The sequence below is a fragment of the Flavobacterium sp. YJ01 genome (genome assembly GCF_029320955.1).
Classification (GTDB): domain Bacteria; phylum Bacteroidota; class Bacteroidia; order Flavobacteriales; family Flavobacteriaceae; genus Flavobacterium.
Genome location: NZ_CP119757.1, coordinates 1,066,737 through 1,088,709, shown reverse-complemented (window position 1 = coordinate 1,088,709; position 21,973 = coordinate 1,066,737). Strand labels below are relative to the sequence as shown.

General features: G+C 33.3%; 16 protein-coding genes. 8 read left to right on the top strand and 8 right to left on the bottom strand.

Annotated elements, in window-relative coordinates; all coding sequences use genetic code 11:
* Window positions 1-134 precede the first annotated feature (134 nt).
* Both P0R33_RS04910 and P0R33_RS04905 read right to left on the bottom strand, forming a co-directional pair.
* The gene (locus tag P0R33_RS04910; RefSeq protein ID WP_276174449.1) at window positions 135-440 is read right to left on the bottom strand and encodes a chaperone modulator CbpM; all 306 of its coding nucleotides are present in this window, start codon (window positions 438-440) and stop codon (window positions 135-137) included.
* Window positions 430-1,353 (bottom strand): J domain-containing protein, encoded by a 924-nt coding sequence (locus P0R33_RS04905; protein ID WP_276174448.1) that lies wholly within the window; start codon window positions 1,351-1,353, stop codon window positions 430-432. The genes P0R33_RS04910 and P0R33_RS04905 overlap by 11 nt, the downstream gene beginning before the upstream one ends.
* Before the next feature lie 319 nt (window positions 1,354-1,672).
* Between P0R33_RS04905 and P0R33_RS04900 the strand changes: the two genes are divergently transcribed.
* Window positions 1,673-2,386 (top strand): hypothetical protein, encoded by a 714-nt coding sequence (locus P0R33_RS04900; RefSeq protein WP_276174447.1) that lies wholly within the window; start codon window positions 1,673-1,675, stop codon window positions 2,384-2,386.
* A 101-nt stretch (window positions 2,387-2,487) separates the two neighbouring features.
* On the opposite strand, the gene P0R33_RS04895 is transcribed toward P0R33_RS04900, so the two are convergent.
* The gene (locus P0R33_RS04895) at window positions 2,488-3,015 is read right to left on the bottom strand and encodes a hypothetical protein (RefSeq protein ID WP_276174446.1); all 528 of its coding nucleotides are present in this window, start codon (window positions 3,013-3,015) and stop codon (window positions 2,488-2,490) included.
* Window positions 3,016-3,256: 241 nt separating this feature from the next.
* Between P0R33_RS04895 and guaA the strand changes: the two genes are divergently transcribed.
* The 4 genes from guaA to P0R33_RS04875 all read left to right on the top strand — a co-directional run bounded on the left by guaA (window position 3,257) and on the right by P0R33_RS04875 (window position 9,334).
* Window positions 3,257-4,786 (top strand): glutamine-hydrolyzing GMP synthase, encoded by a 1,530-nt coding sequence (gene guaA / locus P0R33_RS04890; RefSeq protein WP_276174445.1) that lies wholly within the window; start codon window positions 3,257-3,259, stop codon window positions 4,784-4,786.
* 63 nt (window positions 4,787-4,849) lie between these two features.
* Window positions 4,850-6,760, top strand: a complete 1,911-nt coding sequence (locus P0R33_RS04885; protein ID WP_276174444.1) for a LysM peptidoglycan-binding domain-containing protein — start codon at window positions 4,850-4,852, stop codon at window positions 6,758-6,760.
* A 94-nt stretch (window positions 6,761-6,854) separates the two neighbouring features.
* The gene (locus P0R33_RS04880; protein ID WP_276174443.1) at window positions 6,855-8,933 is read left to right on the top strand and encodes a LysM peptidoglycan-binding domain-containing protein; all 2,079 of its coding nucleotides are present in this window, start codon (window positions 6,855-6,857) and stop codon (window positions 8,931-8,933) included.
* Window positions 8,933-9,334: an OsmC family protein gene (locus P0R33_RS04875; RefSeq protein ID WP_276174442.1), complete on the top strand. Its 402-nt coding sequence runs from the start codon at window positions 8,933-8,935 to the stop codon at window positions 9,332-9,334. The genes P0R33_RS04880 and P0R33_RS04875 overlap by 1 nt, the downstream gene beginning before the upstream one ends.
* Before the next feature lie 345 nt (window positions 9,335-9,679).
* Here the strand turns inward: P0R33_RS04875 and P0R33_RS04870 are convergent, their stop codons facing one another.
* The 4 genes from P0R33_RS04870 to P0R33_RS04855 all read right to left on the bottom strand — a co-directional run bounded on the left by P0R33_RS04870 (window position 9,680) and on the right by P0R33_RS04855 (window position 17,323).
* Window positions 9,680-11,017, bottom strand: a complete 1,338-nt coding sequence (locus P0R33_RS04870) for a Gfo/Idh/MocA family oxidoreductase (protein ID WP_276175688.1) — start codon at window positions 11,015-11,017, stop codon at window positions 9,680-9,682.
* A gap of 119 nt (window positions 11,018-11,136) precedes the next feature.
* Window positions 11,137-12,459: a DUF3472 domain-containing protein gene (locus P0R33_RS04865; protein WP_276174441.1), complete on the bottom strand. Its 1,323-nt coding sequence runs from the start codon at window positions 12,457-12,459 to the stop codon at window positions 11,137-11,139.
* A gap of 93 nt (window positions 12,460-12,552) precedes the next feature.
* Entirely contained in the window at window positions 12,553-14,250 is a 1,698-nt protein-coding gene (locus tag P0R33_RS04860; RefSeq protein ID WP_276174440.1) for a RagB/SusD family nutrient uptake outer membrane protein, read from the bottom strand.
* Window positions 14,251-14,260: 10 nt separating this feature from the next.
* Window positions 14,261-17,323: a TonB-dependent receptor gene (locus P0R33_RS04855; RefSeq protein WP_276174439.1), complete on the bottom strand. Its 3,063-nt coding sequence runs from the start codon at window positions 17,321-17,323 to the stop codon at window positions 14,261-14,263.
* A gap of 640 nt (window positions 17,324-17,963) precedes the next feature.
* Here P0R33_RS04855 and P0R33_RS04850 point away from each other — a divergent pair.
* Complete coding sequence (locus tag P0R33_RS04850) at window positions 17,964-18,614, top strand: sugar-binding protein (RefSeq protein WP_276174438.1); 651 nt, start codon at window positions 17,964-17,966, stop codon at window positions 18,612-18,614.
* A 10-nt stretch (window positions 18,615-18,624) separates the two neighbouring features.
* On the opposite strand, the gene P0R33_RS04845 is transcribed toward P0R33_RS04850, so the two are convergent.
* Complete coding sequence (locus P0R33_RS04845; RefSeq protein WP_276174437.1) at window positions 18,625-19,665, bottom strand: LacI family DNA-binding transcriptional regulator; 1,041 nt, start codon at window positions 19,663-19,665, stop codon at window positions 18,625-18,627.
* A gap of 233 nt (window positions 19,666-19,898) precedes the next feature.
* Here P0R33_RS04845 and P0R33_RS04840 point away from each other — a divergent pair, with 233 nt between their 5' ends.
* Both P0R33_RS04840 and P0R33_RS04835 read left to right on the top strand, forming a co-directional pair.
* Window positions 19,899-20,990 (top strand): galactokinase family protein, encoded by a 1,092-nt coding sequence (locus P0R33_RS04840; RefSeq protein ID WP_276174436.1) that lies wholly within the window; start codon window positions 19,899-19,901, stop codon window positions 20,988-20,990.
* Window positions 20,991-20,996: 6 nt separating this feature from the next.
* A complete protein-coding gene (locus tag P0R33_RS04835; RefSeq protein WP_276174435.1) occupies window positions 20,997-21,878 on the top strand; it encodes a sugar phosphate nucleotidyltransferase in 882 nt (293 codons plus the stop codon).
* Window positions 21,879-21,973 lie beyond the last annotated feature (95 nt).

The window sequence follows — 21,973 nt, the reverse complement described above, 5'->3', positions numbered from 1 at the left end:
AATTTGTTTGTTGTGTTTTTAAAATCAAATTCAGGTTAATTAATACGTCGCAATTTAAGAATTATGGTTTTGAAAGAAGCTAAAAAAAGCTTGAAATCAAATCGGAAATCAAGCTTTTTTGTGATATTAAAATGTTATTCAGTTTCTTTTTCTTCATAAAGACGAAGCTTATTTTGTATCGTATTTATGTTTTTTTGCAAGGACTCAATTTTATTTAGAAGATTGGCAATTGCATCAATTCCTTCCAAATTAATTTTAAGATCATAATGCATTCGAATCATTTTTTCTACCGTTGGAAGCTGTTCGGGTTCTAGATATTCATCATTTTCTTCCATAATAATATGTATAAGTCCGTAATTATGAAGTTCAGTTATAAAAGTATTTTCAATTTCGTGATACAAACAAAACTGCTTTATCTGGATTAAATTTTTATTTTTCATGATTTCTTAGTTTTGCTAATTCTTCAAATAATTCTTTCTCTTTATCCGACAATTTTGTTGGAATTTTTATGGTGTACGTAATGTATAAATCACCAAATTGATTTTCTTTTTTATAAATAGGAAACCCTTTTCCTTTCAATTTTACCTTTGTTCCAGGCTGAGTTTCTGCGGGAACTTTAATTTTTACTTTTCCATCGAAAGTAGTAATGAATGTTTCGCCACCTAAAACTGCTGTGAATAAATCTAGCGGAGCATCTGCGTACAAATTATTTCCTTCACGTTTAAAATCTGAATTATTGGCAATAGAAAAAGTGATAAATAAATCTCCGTTTGGACCGCCATTTACGCCAGGACCGCCATGATTAGGAATTTTAATAATCTGCCCATTTTCTACACCGGCTGGAATTGTAATTCGGATATTTTTTCCGTTTACAGTTAAACTCTGTTTGTGAGTGGTGTAAGCAGATGCGAGATCTAATTCGAGTTCGGCATTAAAATCCTGACCTCTATATTTAGATTGCGATCTGCTTCTTCCGCCGCCATACATTGAATTAAAAAAATCTGAAAAATCGCTTCCAGAAAAGTCACCGCCAAAACCAGAAAAATCACCTCCCGAATATTGCGAACCACTTTGTTGTCTGCTTTGCTGTTGGTTCGGATCGTATCCCGCTTTTTCAAATTCGTCGGCATGTTTCCAGTCTTTTCCGTATTTATCGTATTTTTTACGATTTTCCGGGTTGCTTAAAACTTCATTGGCTTCGTTTATTTCTTTAAATTTCTTTTCGGCTTCTTTATCATTTGGATTCAAATCGGGATGATATTTTCTAGCCAGTTTTCTATATGCTTTTTTGATTTCTGCTTCGGTCGCAGATTTTGTAACGTCTAATACTTTATAATAATCGATATAATCCATTTTATGAGATTTTTAAATGGTAAAATAAAGTATTGAAGTTAAGAATAAGTTGTTAATAATCAAAATGCTGAATTCGTTTTAAGCTTAGAAGAAGCAACTTTTAAATTGTTTTTTGGGAAATTTGAATTTTAGAATTTGAATCTTAATTTTTTATGAAGTAAATTAAATCTTGGCAGGTTTTTTGATTCCAAAAATTAGCTTAATTTATTGTTATAAAACTCCTAAAGTTGCCGAGCCTAATTAAATTATACTATTTTTGTGATGCTGGACTTTTGATTTTTGTATTAATTATAAAAGCCGATTCGATAAAACTATTTCAATGAAGCACATTTTATTATTCATATTGTTTCTTACTGCAATGTCAGTATCAGCCCAGATTGAGTCTAGTACTAGCTTCAAAACTATTCCTGGAGGAAAATTTACTGCAAAGCCTAAAAAGACTCCGATTCCTGAAGTTAAAAACCCGCAAGCAGAATTAAATGATATGCCAGCGATTAAGACTCCGAATGTTTTCGAAAATACTACGATAACGCCCAAATCTAAATTTCAGATTGGAGAAGAAAAAAGCAAATTTACAATGTCTACAGAAACTGATTTTGCTAATCCTGGCGATCGTTATGTGGCAAAAATGGAAAAGGATTTAAACAAAGCCTTAAAAGATGCAGGTTTAAGAGAAGGTCGAGGAACACTAGTGAAAAGAAATATCTCACTTGGAGATTTTAAAACAAAATCAGAATACTTTATAGTGAAATTTCGCGATTTTGGAGCAATTGATGGCGATTTAGTAAAAGTTTCTTCAAATGATGCCGTTATTAGAGATCGTATTTTATTAGATGCTAGTTTTCAACAGGTAAAAATTGATCTTAAACCAGGTTTTAATAAATTAGATTTCGAAGCTTTAAATATCGGTACATTAGGAGGAAATACTGCCGAAATTCAAGTATACGATGATAAAGGTACGTTAGTTACCAATGATTATTGGGATAATCTCGCCGCTGGATTTAAGGCGTCTATAGTTGTGACGAAAGAGTAGGGCGCTTTTAGCGCTAGTTACAAAGAGACAAAGGCTCAAAGGGACAAAGTTTTATACTTCGTTTACCTTTGAGCCTTTGTCTCTTTGTAACTTTGAACCTTTTAAAAAGGATCCGCAGTAACTCTAAACCTCATATCTGCTTTTACAGTAACATCTTTGGTTAAAGTTTCTTTTAATGTTACCTGAGTTCTTATTTTGTAACTATCTGATTTAATATATTGATCTAATTTTTTATCTGTACAAATCAAATCGATTGTGTTTGTTGTTACATTGATATTGTCTTGATAAGCCAATTCTATTTCATCAGAATTTGTTGTTGAAATATACAAGTGAACCGATTTTAAAAATGTAAAAGTTTTATTTGACGGATCAGAAATAGATAATTTCAGAGATCTGATTTTTACATCTTTTACTAAACTTGCTTTGGTTTTGTTGTTTTCAAATTCTGCTGAAGAGTTCGTAGTAACTTCTGGAGTGATTATTTCTGAAGGCAGATTAATAGGCGAAGAACTTTTGATTTTGATTGAAGCAGCGTTCGAAATGTTGAAACTCAATAAATCATCAACAGCATCGCAAGAAGTTAAAAAAAGAGACATGATAAGTGTCAGGGCAATAAATTTTGATTTCATAGTTAAACTAAATTGGTTTTTTTGATAAATACGAAATAATTCAGTTTTTGGATTTTTTGTTTTTAAGGTTCAAAGATGCAAAGGTTCAAAGGAACAAAGCAAATAATGTTTTGAAAATTTTATAAACCTCTGAACCTTTGTAACTCTGTGCCTTTGAACCTAAAAATCGGAACGCTGAAAAAATATTTATTTTTTCAGCGTTCCGATTTTTCAATTTCGAATATAAAAAGTATTTTTGCGCATGCAACACAACGTACTTATTTTAGATTTCGGATCGCAATATACTCAGCTTATTGCGCGTAGAGTTCGCGAATTAAATATATTCTGCGAAATTTTTCCTTACAATCACATTCCAAGTGATTTATCAAGTTATAAAGCCGTAATTTTAGGAGGAAGCCCTTTCTCTGTTAGAGGAGAAGATGCGCCACATCCTGATTTATCGCAAATTAGAGGTAAAATGCCTTTGCTTGCCGTTTGTTATGGAGCTCAATATTTAGCGCATTTCAGCGGTGGAGAAGTAGCAGCTTCAAATACCAGAGAATACGGTAGAGCAAACTTGTCTTATATTAAAGAAGGTGAAACTTTCTTTGAAGGAGTTTCAGAAAACAGCCAAGTTTGGATGAGCCATAGCGATAGTATCAAAGCGCTTCCAACTAATGCCGTTAAATTGGCAAGCACGCATGACGTAGAATACGCAGCTTACAAAATTGAAGGCGAAACTACTTATGCAATTCAATACCATCCAGAAGTTTACCATTCTACAGATGGAAAACAAATGTTGGAAAACTTCTTAGTGAAAATTGCTGAAGTTCCTCAAAACTTTACTCCAAATGCTTTCGTTGACGAAATGGTAGCAGAATTAAAAGAAAAATTAGGAAACGATAAAGTGGTTCTTGGTTTATCTGGCGGAGTAGATTCTACTGTGGCGGCAGTTTTATTAAACAAAGCAATCGGACAGAATTTATATTGCATCTTCGTAAATAACGGTTTGCTTCGTAAAAACGAATTCCAAAATGTATTAGATCAATACAAAGGAATGGGATTAAATGTAAAAGGTGTAGATGCTGGAGATCGTTTCCTTGGCGAATTAGCTGGAATTAGTGATCCTGAAACAAAACGTAAAACGATCGGTCGTGTATTTATCGAAGTTTTTGATGATGAATCACACTTATTAGAAGACGTAAAATGGTTGGCACAAGGAACAATTTACCCAGACGTTATCGAGTCTGTTTCGGTAAAAGGGCCATCTGCGACAATTAAATCGCACCATAATGTTGGTGGATTGCCAGATTATATGAAATTAAAAATTGTAGAACCGCTTAGAATGTTGTTTAAAGACGAAGTTCGTAGAGTTGGAGCTACTTTAGGAATAGATCCTGAATTGTTAGGAAGACACCCTTTCCCAGGACCAGGATTATCAATTAGAATTCTGGGAGATATTACTCCAGAGAAAGTACAAATTTTACAAGATGTTGATTCTGTTTTTATTGAAGGATTAAAATCTTGGGGATTGTATGATAAAGTTTGGCAAGCTGGAGCAATTTTGCTTCCTGTAAACAGTGTTGGTGTTATGGGCGATGAGCGTACTTACGAAAAAGTAGTAGCGCTTAGAGCGGTAGAATCAACAGATGGTATGACTGCTGACTGGGTTCATTTACCTTACGATTTCTTGATGAAAGTGTCAAACGACATCATCAATAAAGTTAAGGGAGTGAATCGTGTAGTTTACGATATTAGTTCAAAACCACCTGCAACAATTGAGTGGGAATAGTAGCATATTTTAAAATTAAGGTCTTACATTTGTAAGGCCTTAATTTTTTATAACCTACTATTTATGAGAGAACTTTTAACAATTTCTCTTGTCTTTATTTTGTCTTTTAACAAAATAATTGCGCAAGATTCAATTATTGAGCACAAGATTCAAAAAGGAGAAACTGCTTATTTTATTGCCCAAAAGTATAAAGTTTCTATCGACGAGATTTACAAACTCAACCCCGAATCTCAAAAAGGAATCAAGGACAATCAAATTATCAAGATTCCTGTTCATTCAGAAAAAACAAATTCAAAACAGCAGATTCATGTTGTTGCTCCAAAAGAAACGCTGTTTGGTTTGTCTAAACAATATCATGTTTCGCTCGAGGCCATTCAAAATGCCAATCAAGAAATTCTTGCCAACGGACTTCAAATCGGTCAAGAATTAATAATTCCTCAAAATTCAGATTATTCTTCAAAACAAGAAATTGTTGTTTGGTCAAAAACTACTCATCAGGTTTTGGCAAAAGAATCTTTATTTAGTATTGCGAGACAATACAATGTTTCGGTTCAAGATTTAGAAAATCTAAACAAAGAAATTTTGATTAATGGTTTGCAAATCGGACAAACGATTTCAATTCCAAACAAAAGAAAAACGTTGGATGGAAGAGTTCGTGTTATTAATCAGGAAACTATTTTTCATGTTGTTGAGCCAAAAGAAACCAAATTTTCGATTGCTAAGAAATACGGAATTTCGATTGATCAATTAGAATCTCAAAATCCAGAAATTGTAAATGGATTAATTGTCGGCAACAAATTAGCCATTAACACCGCAGCAATAAAACCGTCAAACGAAAGTGAAGAATTGATGCTCGCTTTAGCCGAAAAACAAGTTGTGGTGGAGAAAACAAAAGCCAAAACAGTTGAAATTGAAGATTTAAAAGATCGATTGGTTGTTCAGAAAGAAATGAATCAGAAAATTATAAAAATTAATGATTTGAAAGTGAATCTGAATGATATGAATGGTTCTAAAGAAAACTCGGTTGAAAAATTGCGTTTGGTTTTAGAAGCAAATAAAAACGTTCAAGATATTTTGATGGCAAAATTGGATTCGCTCGTCAATTCCATGAATAACGATTTGAAGGAATTAAAACGAATGGATATTTTGAATGTTGAAGAATCTAAAAGATTAGAAAAACAATCTTCGGAAGGAATTAACAAAACCAACGAATTGTCTTCTCAACTAAAGAAAGAATTGGCTGAAAACAGAAAGGTTTATGCCGGATTGATGAATAAAGTAGAAAAAATTGCCGTCGAGGAAAATCAGGAATATAAGAAGAAAATCCGCGAAAGCGAGAAGAACAGCAGTGCTACATCTTTGCAGCAACGTTTATCTTTAGAAGAAATTAAACGTTATAAAATAGAGCAAGAGCAAGGTGATGCCAAAAATCAGCTTTTGATTGCCAAAATTGATTCATTAGATACTCAAAAAAAGATTGAAGTAAAAAGACATATCAGCAAAGCTTCTTATTATAGTATGGAAGCCAGAAAGTTTGATGATAGATTGGCTTTGGTTAAACTGAAAAAATATCAGAATGAAGCGATCAAAAAACAGAAAAAAAATAATAGTGAAGAAAATTCAAAAACAATTTCTTTAGAAGAAATGAAACAAGAATTGAAAGACAATCCGTTACGAACTGATAAAACAGTAAAAGTAGAAGTTTATGATAATCTTAGAGAAGTTTCGAATGGGTATTACTTAGTTTTGGGTATATTTACAGACGCAGTGGAGCGAGATAAGTTTATTATGAAACTCATTGATTCTGGCGAGTTTAACGCTAGTTTCTTCTTCAATATTAACAGTCTTTCGTACTATGTTTATGCCGATAAGTTCGAAAACATGGAAGAAGTACTTTATAAATGCAAGAAAAAAGAAGAAGATGAGTTATATAAAGATATTATGATTGCTAAAGTAGAAATCGATTTGAGGTAGATTTTGTTGAAATAAACAAACGGCGCGAATTTTGCTTTTGGTAAAAATTATAACTTATTTTAGAATTAGAAATTAAATTGTTTTAAGCCATATTATGAAATATTATTTAACATTATTGTCTCTTGTATTTTTTATGACTTCGAATGCATTTTCGCAAGAAAAAGTAGTGAAGTATAAAGTATCAAGCGGTGAAACTATTAATCAGATTGCGCAGAAATTTAAGGTGACTCCTTATGATATCTATCAGCTAAATCCAGATGCTAGAACGGGTATAACTCCGAATTCTGTGCTATTGATTCCAACTAAAAATGGGGAAACAAAGAAGGAAGAAACTGCAAAACCTAAAACTGTCGTTTCTTCTGGCAAAGAAGTAATTCATGAAGTACAGCCAAAAGAAACGTTTTATAGCATTGAAAAAAAATACGGAATTTCGGATGAAGCTCTAAAAGCAGCAAATCCGTTTTTGGAAAAAACTGGTGTTCAAATCGGGCAGAAATTAGTTATTCCTGCTAAAGGAGCAGCTCCAAAAACCGTTGCAAAACCTGCAAAAGAAAAAGCTGCAGAAAAATATGTATATCACGATGTACAGCCAAAAGAAACAAAATTTGGTATTGCAAAACAATACGATATGACTGTTGCAGAACTAGAAAAACGTAATCCTGATATTGTTGCAAATTTGCCAGTTGGTTACAGATTGACAATTAAAGGAACGGCTCCAAAAACGGAATCTGTACCAACAGAAACTGCAAAATCTGTAGAAAATAAAAAGCCTGTAGAAACTTCTAAAAAAGCAATTTCTTATATGGAATATCAAGTAAAACCAAAGGAAACTTTTTATAGTTTAGGAAGAGTTTTTCATTTATCACAAGAAGAATTAGTGGCTTTAAATCCGTCACTTTCTGAAGGTGTAAAAGAAGGAATGGTTTTGAAAGTTCCTGCGGGATATGTAGCTCCAGCTCCAATTATTGCGGCGCAAGTTCCAGCTGAAAAAACAGCAGATTCTTCTAACAGTAAACCAATTGAAACTACTGGCGGCGGAATTAAGATTGTTGATAAAGTAAAATCGACTGATAATAGTAATGCTGAAATCGTAGAATTAAGCAAAAAAAGAGGTGCAAATGAACGTAAAAAAGTAGTGTTATTGCTGCCATTTAATATGTCTAAGATTCAAAGTGATACAACGGGAACAGGCAGCAGAATTAAAAATGATAAGTTCTTAAATATGACTTTAGATTTTTATGCTGGTGCAATGATGGCTATCGATTCTGCAAAAACATTAAAATTGCCAATAGATGTTGCCATTTATGATTCGCAAGAAACTAAAACGACATCTAATATTTCTAGTTTGGTTTCTAAACTTCAAGATGCAGATGCTGTAGTTGGACCATTTTATCAAAATAATGCTGAGGCGACTGCAAATACACTTAGAATGTATAATGTTCCGGTTATTTCGCCTTTATCAAAAGATATTGCCAATCCGATTGAGAATTTATATCAGTCTATTCCAGCAAATGATGTAATAAAAAATGCGGTTTTTGATTACATGCGTTCTAAAAACGGAAATATTGTTGCTGTAGTTGATAAGAAAAAAGAATCGGTTATTAATTACATCAAACAAAATCAAAGAGGAGTTGCTTTTGCATCTTTGACAGAAACTGGAGGTTTGGATGCGGCTAATTTGAAAAGCTTATTAATTCCAAATCGAATGAATTATGTGGTGATGGAAACTGGAAATACAGCCATGATCAAAGCAACGATAAAAGCGATGTTAGATTCTCAAAAAACGTGTCAAGTACAGCTTGTAATTTTAGAACCAAACAGTACATTAGATACAGACGAAATCAGTTTTGATAATTTGGTAAAATTGAAATTGATGTATCCGTCTGTAACACGCGAAAGTGACGAACAATCGGTTTTAATTTATGAAAAACAATACCGTCTTAAAAACAAAGCAAATCCAACAACATATGCAACAAGAGGATTTGATGTGACGTTTGATACTATGATGCGTTTGGTACAAGGAAAAACGTTTCAAGAAACGGCAGATATGATGACTACGCAACAAGTAGATAATAAATTTCAATATTACAGAAAAGAAGATGGCGGACACGCTAACAAAGGTGTTTACATCTTATATTACGATAGTGACTTAACTTTAAAAGTAGCAAATTAATGACATCAAAAGTAACCTATTTAGGAGATTTAAGAACAAGTTCAATTCACGTGCAATCAGGAAGCGAAATTATTTCGGATGCACCATTAGATAATAACGGAAAGGGAGAGGCGTTTTCTCCAACAGATACAGTTGCAAATGCTTTGGCAAGCTGTATGATGACGATTATGGGAATTAAAGCTCGTGATTTAGAAGTAGATTTTGTGGGCTCTACCGCAGAAGTAACAAAAATTATGAATGCTGAACCAAGAAGAATTGGAGCAATCGAAATTGTTTTTAACATGAAAAGCAATGCTGATGAAAAAAGCAGAACCATTTTAGAACGTGCTGCAATGACTTGCCCTGTGTTTTTGAGTTTAAGTTCGGAAATAGAAAAGAAAATTTCTTTCGACTGGAGTTAATTTTTGAATAAATATTATAAAGTAAGCTGTCCCAAAAAGACAGCTTTTTTTATAAGCTTCGGAGAATCGAAATATTTATAGCAAAGAAAAGACCTTACAACATAAAGCTCCAGCGGAGCGACATATTTTTAATTTATAATATATGTCGCTCCGCTGGAGCTTTTTATCATTTGTCTGATTTGAATTCTATAAATATTTGCCCCGCTGGGGCTTTTTAAAAAATATTATGATTAGTCAAAGATAACTCCCTTTTGTGGAGATTTATTTTGTTTTATGAATTGTCTAAAAACAGACAAGAGAGCAATTTTTAACGTTGCTCTCTTGTCTTCTTTAACTAACCAATATTTATTCTGAAAACTCTAATTTTTTCAATTTATTCCATCCGCCGCGAGTGAAATCTGGAATTTCAACAGGAGCAGAATTATTGTCTAATGAAATTTCAGTTAATGGACCAAGGCAAGACCATTCCGCTAAATCGTAAACATCCATATCTAAAGGAAGTCCTTTTTGTAAGCAGTAAATTAATCTGTAATCCATAATGAAGTCCATTCCTCCGTGACCGCCAACTTTTTTAGCTTGTTCTTCAATTCCTTTTGCAATTGGGTGTTTGTATTTTTCCATCAACGCTTTTTTAACATCTGCAGGAACAAAAGAGTGCGCGCTTAATTTTTCGTGATTTGGTTTTACATCATCACTTAACTCTTTCCCGTCTAAAGCATAACCTTCTAACGGATATTTGTTTGCAAAACCTTTTGTACCGCTCAATTGGTACATTCTGCTATACGGACGAGGAGAAGTTACATCGTGCTGAATTTGAATTGTTTTTCCGTTTTCAGTACGAATCATGGTCATTGTATGATCTCCATTTCTAAAATCTTTAATTTCTTTTCCAGATTTTTCTTTAATATAAGCAGGATTTCCAACCGCTTTTGTATCCATAGAAACCAAGAAATTCATTTTGTCTCCACGGTGAATGTTTAATGCCTGACAAGCTGGTCCCATTCCGTGTGTAGCGTAAACATCTCCACGGTGTTTGATGTTGTAATCCATTCTCCAGTTGTTCCAATATTCTCCCCAAAATGGTTGTAAACCATGAATATAAGAACCTTCAGCGTGAAGAATTTCTCCAAAAACACCTTGTTGTGCCATATTTAAAGTCGTCAATTCAAAGAAATCGTAAACGCAATTTTCCAATTGCATACAATGTTTACGAGTTTTTTCAGAAGTATCAATAAGTTCCCAGATTTCTTTCATAGTCAAAGCACCTGGAACTTCAATTGCAACGTGTTTTCCATCTTTCATGGCTTGAACACCAATTGAAGCGTGATGAAGCCAGTCAGTCGCAACATATACTAAATCTACGTTTGGTAAAGCGGTTACTTTTCTCCAAGCATTTTCATCTCCGTAAAATTCTTGTGCTTTTGGAAAACCAGCTTTAGTTAAAATTTCATTTGATTTTGCAGTGTTTTCTTGAGTCATATCGCATAACGCCACAATTTCTACACCTGGAATATGTGTCATACGTTCAACTGCTCCCGGACCGCGCATACCAAGTCCGATAAAAGCAACACGAACAGTTGGAATTGCTGGCGCAGCCAAACGCAAAACATCGGTTTGACCTTTAGCTCTTGCAGGAGTTTTTGTTTTTATCATTTGAGCCGATGCAAAAGTTCCCCACAACATAATGCATGCGGCTAAAATGAATTTTAAATTACTGGTTTTCATAGTTAATTTGTTTTAAATGTTTTGATAGTTTTTATACTATCGGAAATACTGAAAATTTTATTTTTTTTTGAGATAGTTTAAGGTAATGCACTAAAATCTATTTCAGGTTTTTTATTGTTAAGTGGTCTTGTAAAGTTAGTTTTTGGCGTTGTATAATTATTAAAAAAGCCTCCATTTTTTAAATAGAAAGAATTGTTTTCTGTTCCGCCTGCAAAATCCATTCTATATTCTTTCGCGCCCGTATTGTCATTTGTAAATCTGGCTGTATTGATTTCTGTCCAATTTCCTTTTTCATTACAAATCCATTGATTGTTGAAAAGCACTTTTCGAGAAAAATCGCCTTGTTCTGGAATAAAATTCTCTAAGAACGAGTGAAACCTTTTTAAATAAGTATTTGTTTCTGGACGATTGAAACTAGCGATCAATAACCATTTATTTAATTCTGGAGCGAAAAAATATGCTGTATATGTTGTAGAATTATTTCCGTTCGGAAAACCTCTTAACAAGAACTTGTAAGTTGTGCCAGCTTTCCAATTGTACTTTAAATAACTTTGTCCGCCTGAACCTTCATTTCCAAATTCTCCGGTATGAACATTTTCGCCTTTTTTAAGCATTTTGATTTTATGCGATTCTGGAATATTATTTGGATCATCGGTATTAAAAGGACTCCAAACTGAGAATAAAACCCTTCTTTCGGTTGCTGAGTTTACTTGAATTCCGAAATAACCTTCGCCAAAACCATTTGCCATAAAATAAGAACCAATTTTATCTTCGTTTTCTGGAACCGTTATTTCGTTATAAAACCATTCTGCATTTATGTTTTCTTGAACAGGATAGTTTAAGTGAACAGATGGACCGCGACGTCCCCAATGATAAAAATTACCTTCGTTATTTGGAACGTAAGAGATTTTTCCGTCGTAATCAGCGCTGGAAATTTTTAATCTATTGATGGATGGAAAACGATCGCCATTTTTACTAATTCCTTTTATTTTTAGTGCAACATAACCTTCCTGGTTGATTTTCCAATTTCCAATTACAACTGCTTTCTTTGAAATATTGAAAGTTACTTTTTTAGCGTCATTATTAATCGAAAATTCAAGCTCTGATTTTCCATAAACTTCAATAGATTCTTCAACAGAAATCTGAAAAGTTCCCGGTTTGAAAATTCTGAAATAAACGGTAAAGGTTTCGTCAGCATTTTTCCAATTCTCAATGCCATTGTCTGTAATCGTATTATTGTCTTCTAGATGTTTAGAACTGTATGCATTTCCTGCCAATGGTAAAGAAATGGATGTTTTAGGATTTTCTATTTCGTTATTTTCTGAACCACTTTCGCTGTGGTCGGTACAGGAGAATGATACAAGTGAAAAAGCTAAAATTAGATAAAGTAAATTTTTCATTAGTAAGTATTGAGTGATTAACTTTTTTTTAAACCTCTCTAATTTTTTTACTACTAGAGAGGCTGTTAAAAACAATAAACAAATCTAAAACGATTATGGGTTTTGGGTCAAAGTACCTGGATAAGCATTAATTTCTGATTGCGGAATGTATTGAACCACTCGTAAACTTGTTGCAGGAACATCGTTCATTGGCAAATGAGGACCAGTATAACGACGTGTCATAGTTTGTCCGTTTCTGTAAACATCATAACCACGATGTGCTTCAAACGCAAGTTCTAATTGACGTTCTTCATCAATTCTTTGTACAGCGTTTGTGCTATTTAAAGAAGTATAACCTCCACCAACAATAGCTCTTTCGCGAACTTTATTCAAATTGATTAAAGCATTGGCATAATCTCCTTTTTTAGCATAAGCTTCAGCAAGATTTAAATACATTTCTGCCAATCTCGAAATAATAGGAGAGTGCAAGTGAGAATCATTATCCTGAAGTGAGCATTTTGTAATGTAATACATTGGATATACACGGTTTAAAAGCATCATATAATCTTTTTCGCCAGTATAAGTTTTTCCTTCATATACAATTGAATACTGATTTTCGGCAGCATTTACAGTTGTTAAATTATAGTTTGTAGTTCCGATAGTAATATAAAATGAGCCATCAGCATTACGTTTTAAAGGTTGCTGCATGTAGTTGTATCCTGTTTGAGTTCCTCCAGCATTAAAAACATCGTAGATAAAACGGAAAGCTTCAGTTTTGTTTCCAGCAGCATCTGTAGCGTATTGCGGATCGATGAAAGCCCAACGTGCATCATTTTTTCCTCCAGCTTTTCGAAGCAAATCTAAATACTCAGCACTCGCATACATTTCTCCCCAACCTTGACCTTGAATATTGGCATACATACCACCAATTCCGTAATAGTGATCGTAACCAGAAAACTCAGAAGCAACTTGTTTTACAGCAAAAATAGTTTCGGTTTGCTCTGGCGCGTCAGGAGCATAAGTGTTATATTTCATGAAGCTTGCACGGCTCAATAAACTGTAACGTCCGCTTGCGATTACTTTATTCGAATATTCGATAGACTGTGTTGCAAATTCTTGATTTGGAGAATCATAAGTACCGCTCATGTACAAATAAATTCTAGAAAGCATTGCTTGAGCCGCTTCTTTTGTTGCATAAGCAGCAGATTTATCAGCATTCATTAAAGTTTCTGCTTTTTTCAAATCATTAATTGCTTGTGCATAAGTATCTTTTACAGTTGAACGATCTGGTAAAGTCAAATTGTTTAAGTCGTCTGGAAGACCATTTACAATTGGAACTCCTAAATTGGTTTCAGGAGATTGTGCATAAGGTCTTCCGTATGTTTTTCCTAAATAAAAGTAAATCATACCTCTCAAATAATACGCTTCACCTAACTGCTGATCAACTGCGTCACTTTCTCCTTCTTTAATAATTTTAATTAAATCACTTGATTGCGAAATTATTTTATAACTGTTATTCCAAAAAACAGACAAACGCCCATTATTGGTAACATGCTGATAAGAAATAAAAGAATAAAATGCATCCGTAGAAGTTCCTCTAATCATAATGTTGTCGCCTGGATATTCGCCAACTCTGTGCATAACGTCGGACCAGCCTTTAAGCTGTGCATAACATCCGTTTAGTAAAACTTCAATAGAAGCTTCTTTATCTTCCTGAATTTTATCTTGCGTATAGGAATTAAATGGTTCTCTGTCTAACTCACATGAAGACAGGAAACTAATTGCTGTAAATAATAGAAATATCTTTTTCATGATTTTGTTTTTAAAGAGTTAAGTTAAGTCCTAATACTACTTTTCTTGTTGAAGGATAAACTTGCGTAGCAACACCAGAAATTGCTCCATTAATTGGCGGAATTTCAGGATCAACTCCAGAATAATGTGTGATAGTAAATAAATTTTCTCCAGCGATATATAATCTTAAATTTGAAATATATAGACTTTCAATCGGCATGTTGTAGCCTAAAGTCACACTTCTCATTTTTAAGTAAGTTCCGGTTTCTAAGAAACGAGAAGAAGCTTTGTTTGAGTTACTCGGATTATTGTAAATCGCTTGCGGATGTGTTGCAATATCTCCAGGTTTTTCCCAACGGCTCCAACCGCTATGTAAATTCATTTGATTACGATCTGTATAAGCTCCGTCCGAATCAAATTCTGCTCTTGCATAATTGTAGATTTCTCCGCCTACAGAATAACTGAAAATAGCTGCGAAATCGAAATTTTTATAATTTAAATTGGTAGAAAAACCTCCAAAAAAATCAGGAGTATAAGCTCCAATTACTTTTTGGTTTTTAGAAGCAGCCGCATAATCATAAGTTTTAACACGTGCTCCGTTTGCATCTGTTGTCATCCATTGAGGTCTTCCATTTTCAGGATCAACGCCAGCCCATTCTGTTAAATACCAACTGTCTACATCTTTTCCTGGAGTAAGTAATTTACTTGCAGAACCTGCTATACCACTTCCGTCTCCAACAATAATCTGAGTTTTACCTCCGTAAAGACTTGTTACTTTATTTTTATTTGTTCCGATGTTGGCATCAACAGACCATTTTAAATTATCATTTTTAATAATATCTACGTTAATTGATGCTTCAAAACCTCTATTATTTACCGCTCCAACATTTTTCCAAATACTGGTTACCCCAATTACACCTGGGAGAGGCACTTGATATAAAAGATCTGAAGTATTTTTATTGTAATAATCTAAAGTTATGTTTACACGATTGAATAATCCGATATCCAAACCTACATCACCTGTATATGTTTTTTCCCAGCTTAAGTCAGGATTTCCCAATTGCGAAATTAAAGCTCCCGGATTTTCATTATAACTTTGTGAAAAAGAATATAATGGAAGGTGAGGATATAAGCTGTTTGGTCTGTTACCTACTGAACCGTAACTTGCTTTTAATTTTAAATTATGAATAAAATCGGCATGGAAAAAGCTTTCTTTATGAATATTCCAACCACCGCTCACAGAAAAGAAATTTCCGTATTGTGCATTTTTTCCAAAGTTTGATGCACCATCACGACGAAAAGAAACTTGTGCTAAATAGCGGTCATCATAAGAATAATTTAAATTCGACAATAAAGACTGAACAGCCCATTGCGATCTTCCGCCGCCCACTTTTTCTGGAACAGCTGCTGCATCGGCAACGATAATTCCTGGCGGAATTCCAGTTGCAATTCCGTTGCTGTATTTAGAATTGTATTCATTCCATTCGTAACCTGCAACAGCATTAAAACTATGTTTGTCAAAAGTTTTATTAAATCTTAAAAGCTGGTTGCTGTAAACACGGTTGTAATTGCTGAAATAATCTTCAATTCTTCCTTTAACAGCTTCGCCAGAAGAAGATCTCGGATCTGAATAATACGTTGAGGTGTAACTTCCAAAAATATAATTGTTTACAGAAGCAAAAGTCAGCCAGCTTGTAAATTTAATATCAAAATCCATATTGGCACGAACGGTATAACTTTCAGATTCACCATAGTTCCATTGTAAATCATATAAATAATTAGAACCTGTCGTGTTTACCCAAGTCGGATTTGGAGCATTTCCAACTAGACTTCCATCTTCCAAATATGGACTATCCCAAGGCATATTTCCGTACAAAGCGCCTACAGAATGCTGTTGATCAAATGTTGTTTCTTTAGTTAAGTTTATTTGAGGACGTACAGTAAACCAAGTATTCGGTTTGTACTCAAATTTCATTAATCCATTGTATTTTTTATATTCATAACCTTTTATAGCTCCAGTTTCGTCATAATATCCAAGAGAAACATAGCTTTTAAAATTGTCACCGCCTCCGCTGATAGACAGATTGTAATCGTTTGCAATTCCTGTTTTACTTCCGTTGTCCCACCAATCGAAGTTTTTGTTTCGCAATTCAGGATTCCACCACCAAACATTCTGGAAATCTTCTTTGTTAGCAAAAGAATCATACAAATCATATAATTCTGCGCCATTCATAATGTCAAAATTTCCGTTATTGATTGTAGTCATTGCGGTTCTAGCAGAGAAATTAATAGTTGCTTTTCCTTTTTTACCGCTTTTTGTAGTAACCACAATAACTCCGTTTGCACCTTGAGAGCCGTAAACAGCAGTAGAAGCAGCATCTTTAAGAACGGTAAGTGTTTCGATATCGGCAGGATTCATATTTCCAGAACTGTTTCCGACAATTACTCCATCAATAACCCAAAGCGGATCTGTGCTTCCGTTTACAGTAGTTCTACCGCGAATAATAATTTTTCCAACCGATCCAGGCTGTCCTCCGCCTGTGTTTACAAAAACACCAGTAGCTTTTCCTGCAAGCATGTTTTCGACAGCAGGAGTAGTAACATCAACAATTTTTTTATTGTCTAAAGTTTGAAGCGAACCTGTTAGACTTTCCTTTTTAACTTTACTGTATCCCACAACAACTACTTCATCCATTTGTTGTCCAGATTCTTTCATTGTAACTTTTAAAGAAGAATTTCCTGCAGCAACTTCTTGTTCCTGCATTCCAAGAAATGAAAACACTAATATCGTTGAGGCGCTTGGAACTTCGATAGCAAAACTTCCGTCAATATCGGTTTGAACACCAGTTTTACTTCCTTTAATAACAACATTTACCCCAGGAATTGGAGTTCCTTTTTCGTCTACGACTTTCCCTTTTACTATTTTTTGAAATGCTAATAAACTGGTTTTGTTTAAAGCGATTTCACTAATCGGTGCTGCAGACGCTGCTTGAATGCTTAAAGACAACAATGAAAACAAAGCCGTTTTTAAGCTTTTTTCAAGTACTGAATGCATTCTTAAAGTGCTGGACTTTTTAGCGAATACTTTTTTCATACTCTGGTTAGGTTTTGGTTAATAATTGAGTTTTTGTTTAGTTATTTTTTCTTTTCTAAAGACTAAAATTTTGGTTTTGTTGATGATTTTGAATTCGTTTTTTTAGCTAAAAATGATCGAAAATGAATGCAAATTTTATCCTCAAAATTTTAATTGTTCGACGAAACTAGAGATTAAAAAATTATAAAACAAGAAAAAACACAAAAAATGTGCTCGAACACACAGAATTTATGTTCTCGAGCACATAAAATTGTGCAATTGATTTTTTTGAGATAAAAAAGTTGAAGATATTTTAAAATAAAATGTAAAATAGACAGTTGTTAGATTTAATCGGATTCTTAGCCTGTTGTTTTCTTTTTTAAAGAATATAAAGTAGATTGGTTTTTTAGTAAGAATTTCGCAATTGTTGATTTCGAAACCTAAGAATTGATTAACTATTTTTAAAGTTTAAATATGTGAGTTTTTTCTTTCTCTATTTTTTTATTCATGTTATAATAAAAAAAGCATTTAGATTTTTTGAAAAAGTTTGCCTTATATTAGCCTTTTTTAAATTAATAAAAAGATGTTTTTTTGAAAGTAGAATAATTGCATTTTTTAAAGCGCTATTATTTATTTCGAAAATTAAAATAAAACCAAAAAAATGAGTTCAGATTTAAAAGCCTACAAAGTCAATTTAGTTAAACAAAACGAAAGCGTAAATATTGAAAACTTGGATCCTGATTTTTGGGAAAAAGCAAACTGTTTAACAGACTTTTGTTCGGCTTGGAAAACAGATCCATTTTCAAAAATTGAATTTAGAGCAAGATGGAATTCAGATTATTTATATTTTAATTTTCAAGTTTTTGATTCGGAAATTTATATCGACAGAAAAGACAATTCTACAGACAGCATTTGCAATTCAGATAGAGTGGAGCTTTTTTTTAGAAAAGATGAAAAAATGAGCCCGTATTATTGTTTAGAAATGGATGTTGATGCTCGAATTCTGGACTTCGAAGCTTATCCAAAATGGAATTTCGATTACAATTGGAAATGGCCGAAAGGACATTTAGAAATTTATTCTTTTAAAAACGCCAATTCATTTACCGTTCAAGGAAAAATAAGCATGGCTTCGCTTAAGGAATTAGATTTAATTCAGAATAATGTTATTGAAACTGGAGTATATCGAGCCAAATTCTCAAAAAATGAAAACTTAGAATACGAACCAACATGGATTTCTTGGGTTAATCCTAAAACAGAACAACCAAATTTTCATATCGCATCTTCGTTCGGAAAATTTATTCTTGAAGAATAATTATCTAAAATTAATAGAGGTAAAAATCAGCATTTTCGACATTAATAATATCAATTGGCAATAAAATCGTTTCAGGAATTTCTTTGCTGTACAAGAAATGTTCTGCCAATGTGCTTACGCCTAAATACGCTTGTCTTTTCTGATTTTGGTGAATTAAAAAATGCAGTAATCCTTCGTTTAAGAAATTGACATTCTTTTCGATTAAATCGTATCCAATCAGCGCTATTTTTTTGTCTTTCAAGCTAGAAAGAGTTGTAGCAATTTGATACGCTTTTGATGTTGTAATAAAAATGCCTTTTAAATGCGGATTTTCTTCAAGGAAATTTAAAAACTTGCTTTCAACATTTGGATGTTTTAGTTTTAGTGTTGTCAGCGAAAAATTATTCAATTTCTTTTCTTCAAAATAACTTCTGAAACCTTTTTCCTTTTCCTGCATGTGAACCGCATTTTTCAAACTTTCATCAATATGAACAATCGCAATTTGACCTTCGGATAAAATTAAGTTCATTAAACTAGCAGCAACTCGGCCGCTTTTGTAAAGATCCTGACCAACAAAACATTTCACAATGTTAGACTCAATCTGATTATTGAAAGTATTGACAATAATGTTCGATTCTTCATAAACTTTAACTGCCTCAATCGTTTCTTTATGAAATACGGGAGCAATTAAAACCGCATCGGGTTCAAGACTTAAAACCTTATCGTTAACATTTACAAACGATTTTTTGCTTTCTGGATTAAAATACTGAATTGTAATATTGACGCTGTAAGGTTTAAATTCCTTTACAGCATCTTGAATTCCGTTAACGCAAGGAAGCCAGTACGAATCTATTTCAGGATCAGGGAGTAAAACACAGATTTTGTAAATCTTAGTATTTTTTAAATTTCGTGCAATTAAATTAGGCTCATAATCAATAACATTTAAGACCTCATTAATTTTTTCCAGCGCCGCAGGAGAAACTTTTCCTCTATTATGCAAAACTCTGTCGACAGTTCCTTTAGAAACTCCGGCCATTTGCGCAATGTCTTTAATAGTATATTTTTTATCCATATAAGCAAATATATAAATAACATTTAATTTTTCGGAATATACTTTGGATGAATTTTAAAAATGTGCTCGAGAACATTTTTTAGTGTGTTCGAGCACATTTTTTCTGAATTTATTTGTTTTATCAAAATATAATCTATAGTTTCGTACAATCAAAACCCAAAATCAAAGTAAATTTACTAATCAAAATATACTTTAAAACGCTGTTTTTTAGTATTATAATATCTTGTTTTTAAATGAGGAAAATTACAGCTTCAGCGCCAGGGAGAACCTGTCTTTTTGGAGATCATCAAGATTACTTAGGACTTCCTGTTATAGCTTGCGCCATAGATAGAAATATTAAGCTAATTGCCAAAGAAAATCAGACCGATACTTTTGTGCTCAATATGATTGATATAGACGAAATTCGGATCATAGATATTCATGCTACATTCGAAAAATTAGAAGCAAGAGATTATTTTGCTTCAGCGCTTCGCGTTTTACGCAGATATGGTTGCATTCCAACATCAGGTTACACAATAACTATTACCGGAGATATTCCAATAAATTCAGGAACATCAAGTTCTTCGGCATTATTAATGGCTTGGATTCGTTTTTTAATTGAGGCTTTTGGAATTAATCAAGAAGTCACGCCCGATTTTCTTTCGAAATTAGGCTATGAATCTGAAGTTTTAGAACATGGAGAACCTGGAGGAATGATGGATCATTTTAGCATTGGCGTTGGAAATATCGTGTATATAAACACCAAAAATCCATTCTCGTTTGATGTAATCGGAACGGAGTTAAAAGGTTTGATAACTGGAGTTTCTGGAGTTCCTAAAGAAACAATCGGTTTAATCGGCGAATTAAAAGGGAATGCTTTAATGGCGATTGATATTGTTAAACAAAACTATCCCGAATTCGATTTGAACGCTTCAGAAATTGAAGATTTAAATAAATATAGAAATTGTCTTCCAGATCGTTTGATTCCGTTTTTTGAAGCAGCAATCAAAAATTACCATTACACTAAAGAAGCATTAAAAGAATTTGAAAAGCCAGTTTTAGATCTTAAAAAAATTGGTGCTTTAATGAATGGTCATCATGAAATTTTGCGAGATCTTCTTAAAATAACAGTTCCTAGAATAGACGCTATGATCAATGCGGCTTTAAAAGCGGGCGCCTACGGTGCTAAAATTGTGGGTTCTGGAGGAGGAGGAAGCATTGTGGTTATTGCAGATCCTGAAAAAGAAGATGCGGTTATAAAAGCAATTTTAAATGCTGGAGCAGAAGAAGCTTATGTAGTTAATGTAGATCCGGGAGTACGAATTATTGATAATATTGAAATTTAAAATAAAATGCACAACAACTTAGTAATTCTAGCCGGCGGAGCTTCTTCTCGTATGAAAAAAGAAGCGGTTTTAGATAATTTGACTCCAGAAGAAATTGCTCAGGCAAACGAAAGAAGTAAAGGTTTAATTGGTGTCGGTGCGAGCGGAAGACCTCTTTTAGATTATCTTTTATGGAATGCAAAAAAAGCTGGCTATAAAAACATCTATATTATAATAGGTGAACAAGGAGAATTGTTTAAAGAGTTTTATGGAAGTCAAATGAAAAATAATGACTTTCACGGGCTGAACATCTCATTTGCTGTTCAATATATTCCTGAAGGAAGAGTAAAACCTTTTGGAACTGCCGATGCTTTATTTCAGGCGGTAGAACAATATCCAGAATTGAATTCGCAGTTTTACTCCGTTTGCAATAGTGATAATTTGTATTCAGCAGAAGCTTTGCGCGCATTAAGAGAAACCGAAAGCCTGAACGCATTTATTAGTTACGATCGAGATGCAATGGATTTTCCGCAAGAGCGTATTTCTCGTTTTGCAATTGCAAAATTAGATAAGGATAATCAGCTTTTGGATATCTTAGAAAAACCTTCAGAAGAGGTTTTAGAAGAATATAAAGATGCAGAAGGAAAAATACGCGTAAGTATGAATGCTTTTAAGTTTAATGGCAAAACATTATATACACATTTAAAGAATTGTCCTGTTCATCCAGAGCGCGATGAAAAGGAATTGCCAACGGTACTTTTAAACTCCGTTAAAGAAAATCCGCAAACTACAGTCGGAATTCCGTTTTCTGAGCACGTTCCAGACCTTACAGCCAAAGAAGATATTGCTGATGTAAAAACATATTTGGCAAAATATTACCCTGATTTAAACTGGAATAGCAAAAATTAACAAAACTTTCATATCTAAATTAGAGATTAGGGAAATTTAATGTAGTACTTTTGTTTTGCAAAAAAAATGCAGATATTTGCATAAATTACGCAATC

Coding starts and splice junctions, on each gene's coding strand:
- P0R33_RS04895 (WP_276174446.1), bottom strand. CDS start 3,015: ATGAAATCAAAATTTATTGCCCTGACACTTATCATGTCTCTTTTTTTA.
- P0R33_RS04865 (WP_276174441.1), bottom strand. CDS start 12,459: ATGAAAAATTTACTTTATCTAATTTTAGCTTTTTCACTTGTATCATTC.
- P0R33_RS04845 (WP_276174437.1), bottom strand. CDS start 19,665: ATGGATAAAAAATATACTATTAAAGACATTGCGCAAATGGCCGGAGTT.
- P0R33_RS04850 (WP_276174438.1), top strand. CDS start 17,964: ATGAGTTCAGATTTAAAAGCCTACAAAGTCAATTTAGTTAAACAAAAC.
- P0R33_RS04855 (WP_276174439.1), bottom strand. CDS start 17,323: ATGAAAAAAGTATTCGCTAAAAAGTCCAGCACTTTAAGAATGCATTCA.
- P0R33_RS04860 (WP_276174440.1), bottom strand. CDS start 14,250: ATGAAAAAGATATTTCTATTATTTACAGCAATTAGTTTCCTGTCTTCA.
- P0R33_RS04875 (WP_276174442.1), top strand. CDS start 8,933: ATGACATCAAAAGTAACCTATTTAGGAGATTTAAGAACAAGTTCAATT.
- P0R33_RS04900 (WP_276174447.1), top strand. CDS start 1,673: ATGAAGCACATTTTATTATTCATATTGTTTCTTACTGCAATGTCAGTA.
- P0R33_RS04910 (WP_276174449.1), bottom strand. CDS start 440: ATGAAAAATAAAAATTTAATCCAGATAAAGCAGTTTTGTTTGTATCAC.
- P0R33_RS04835 (WP_276174435.1), top strand. CDS start 20,997: ATGCACAACAACTTAGTAATTCTAGCCGGCGGAGCTTCTTCTCGTATG.
- P0R33_RS04870 (WP_276175688.1), bottom strand. CDS start 11,017: ATGTTGTGGGGAACTTTTGCATCGGCTCAAATGATAAAAACAAAAACT.
- P0R33_RS04880 (WP_276174443.1), top strand. CDS start 6,855: ATGAAATATTATTTAACATTATTGTCTCTTGTATTTTTTATGACTTCG.
- P0R33_RS04885 (WP_276174444.1), top strand. CDS start 4,850: ATGAGAGAACTTTTAACAATTTCTCTTGTCTTTATTTTGTCTTTTAAC.
- P0R33_RS04840 (WP_276174436.1), top strand. CDS start 19,899: ATGAGGAAAATTACAGCTTCAGCGCCAGGGAGAACCTGTCTTTTTGGA.
- guaA (WP_276174445.1), top strand. CDS start 3,257: ATGCAACACAACGTACTTATTTTAGATTTCGGATCGCAATATACTCAG.
- P0R33_RS04905 (WP_276174448.1), bottom strand. CDS start 1,353: ATGGATTATATCGATTATTATAAAGTATTAGACGTTACAAAATCTGCG.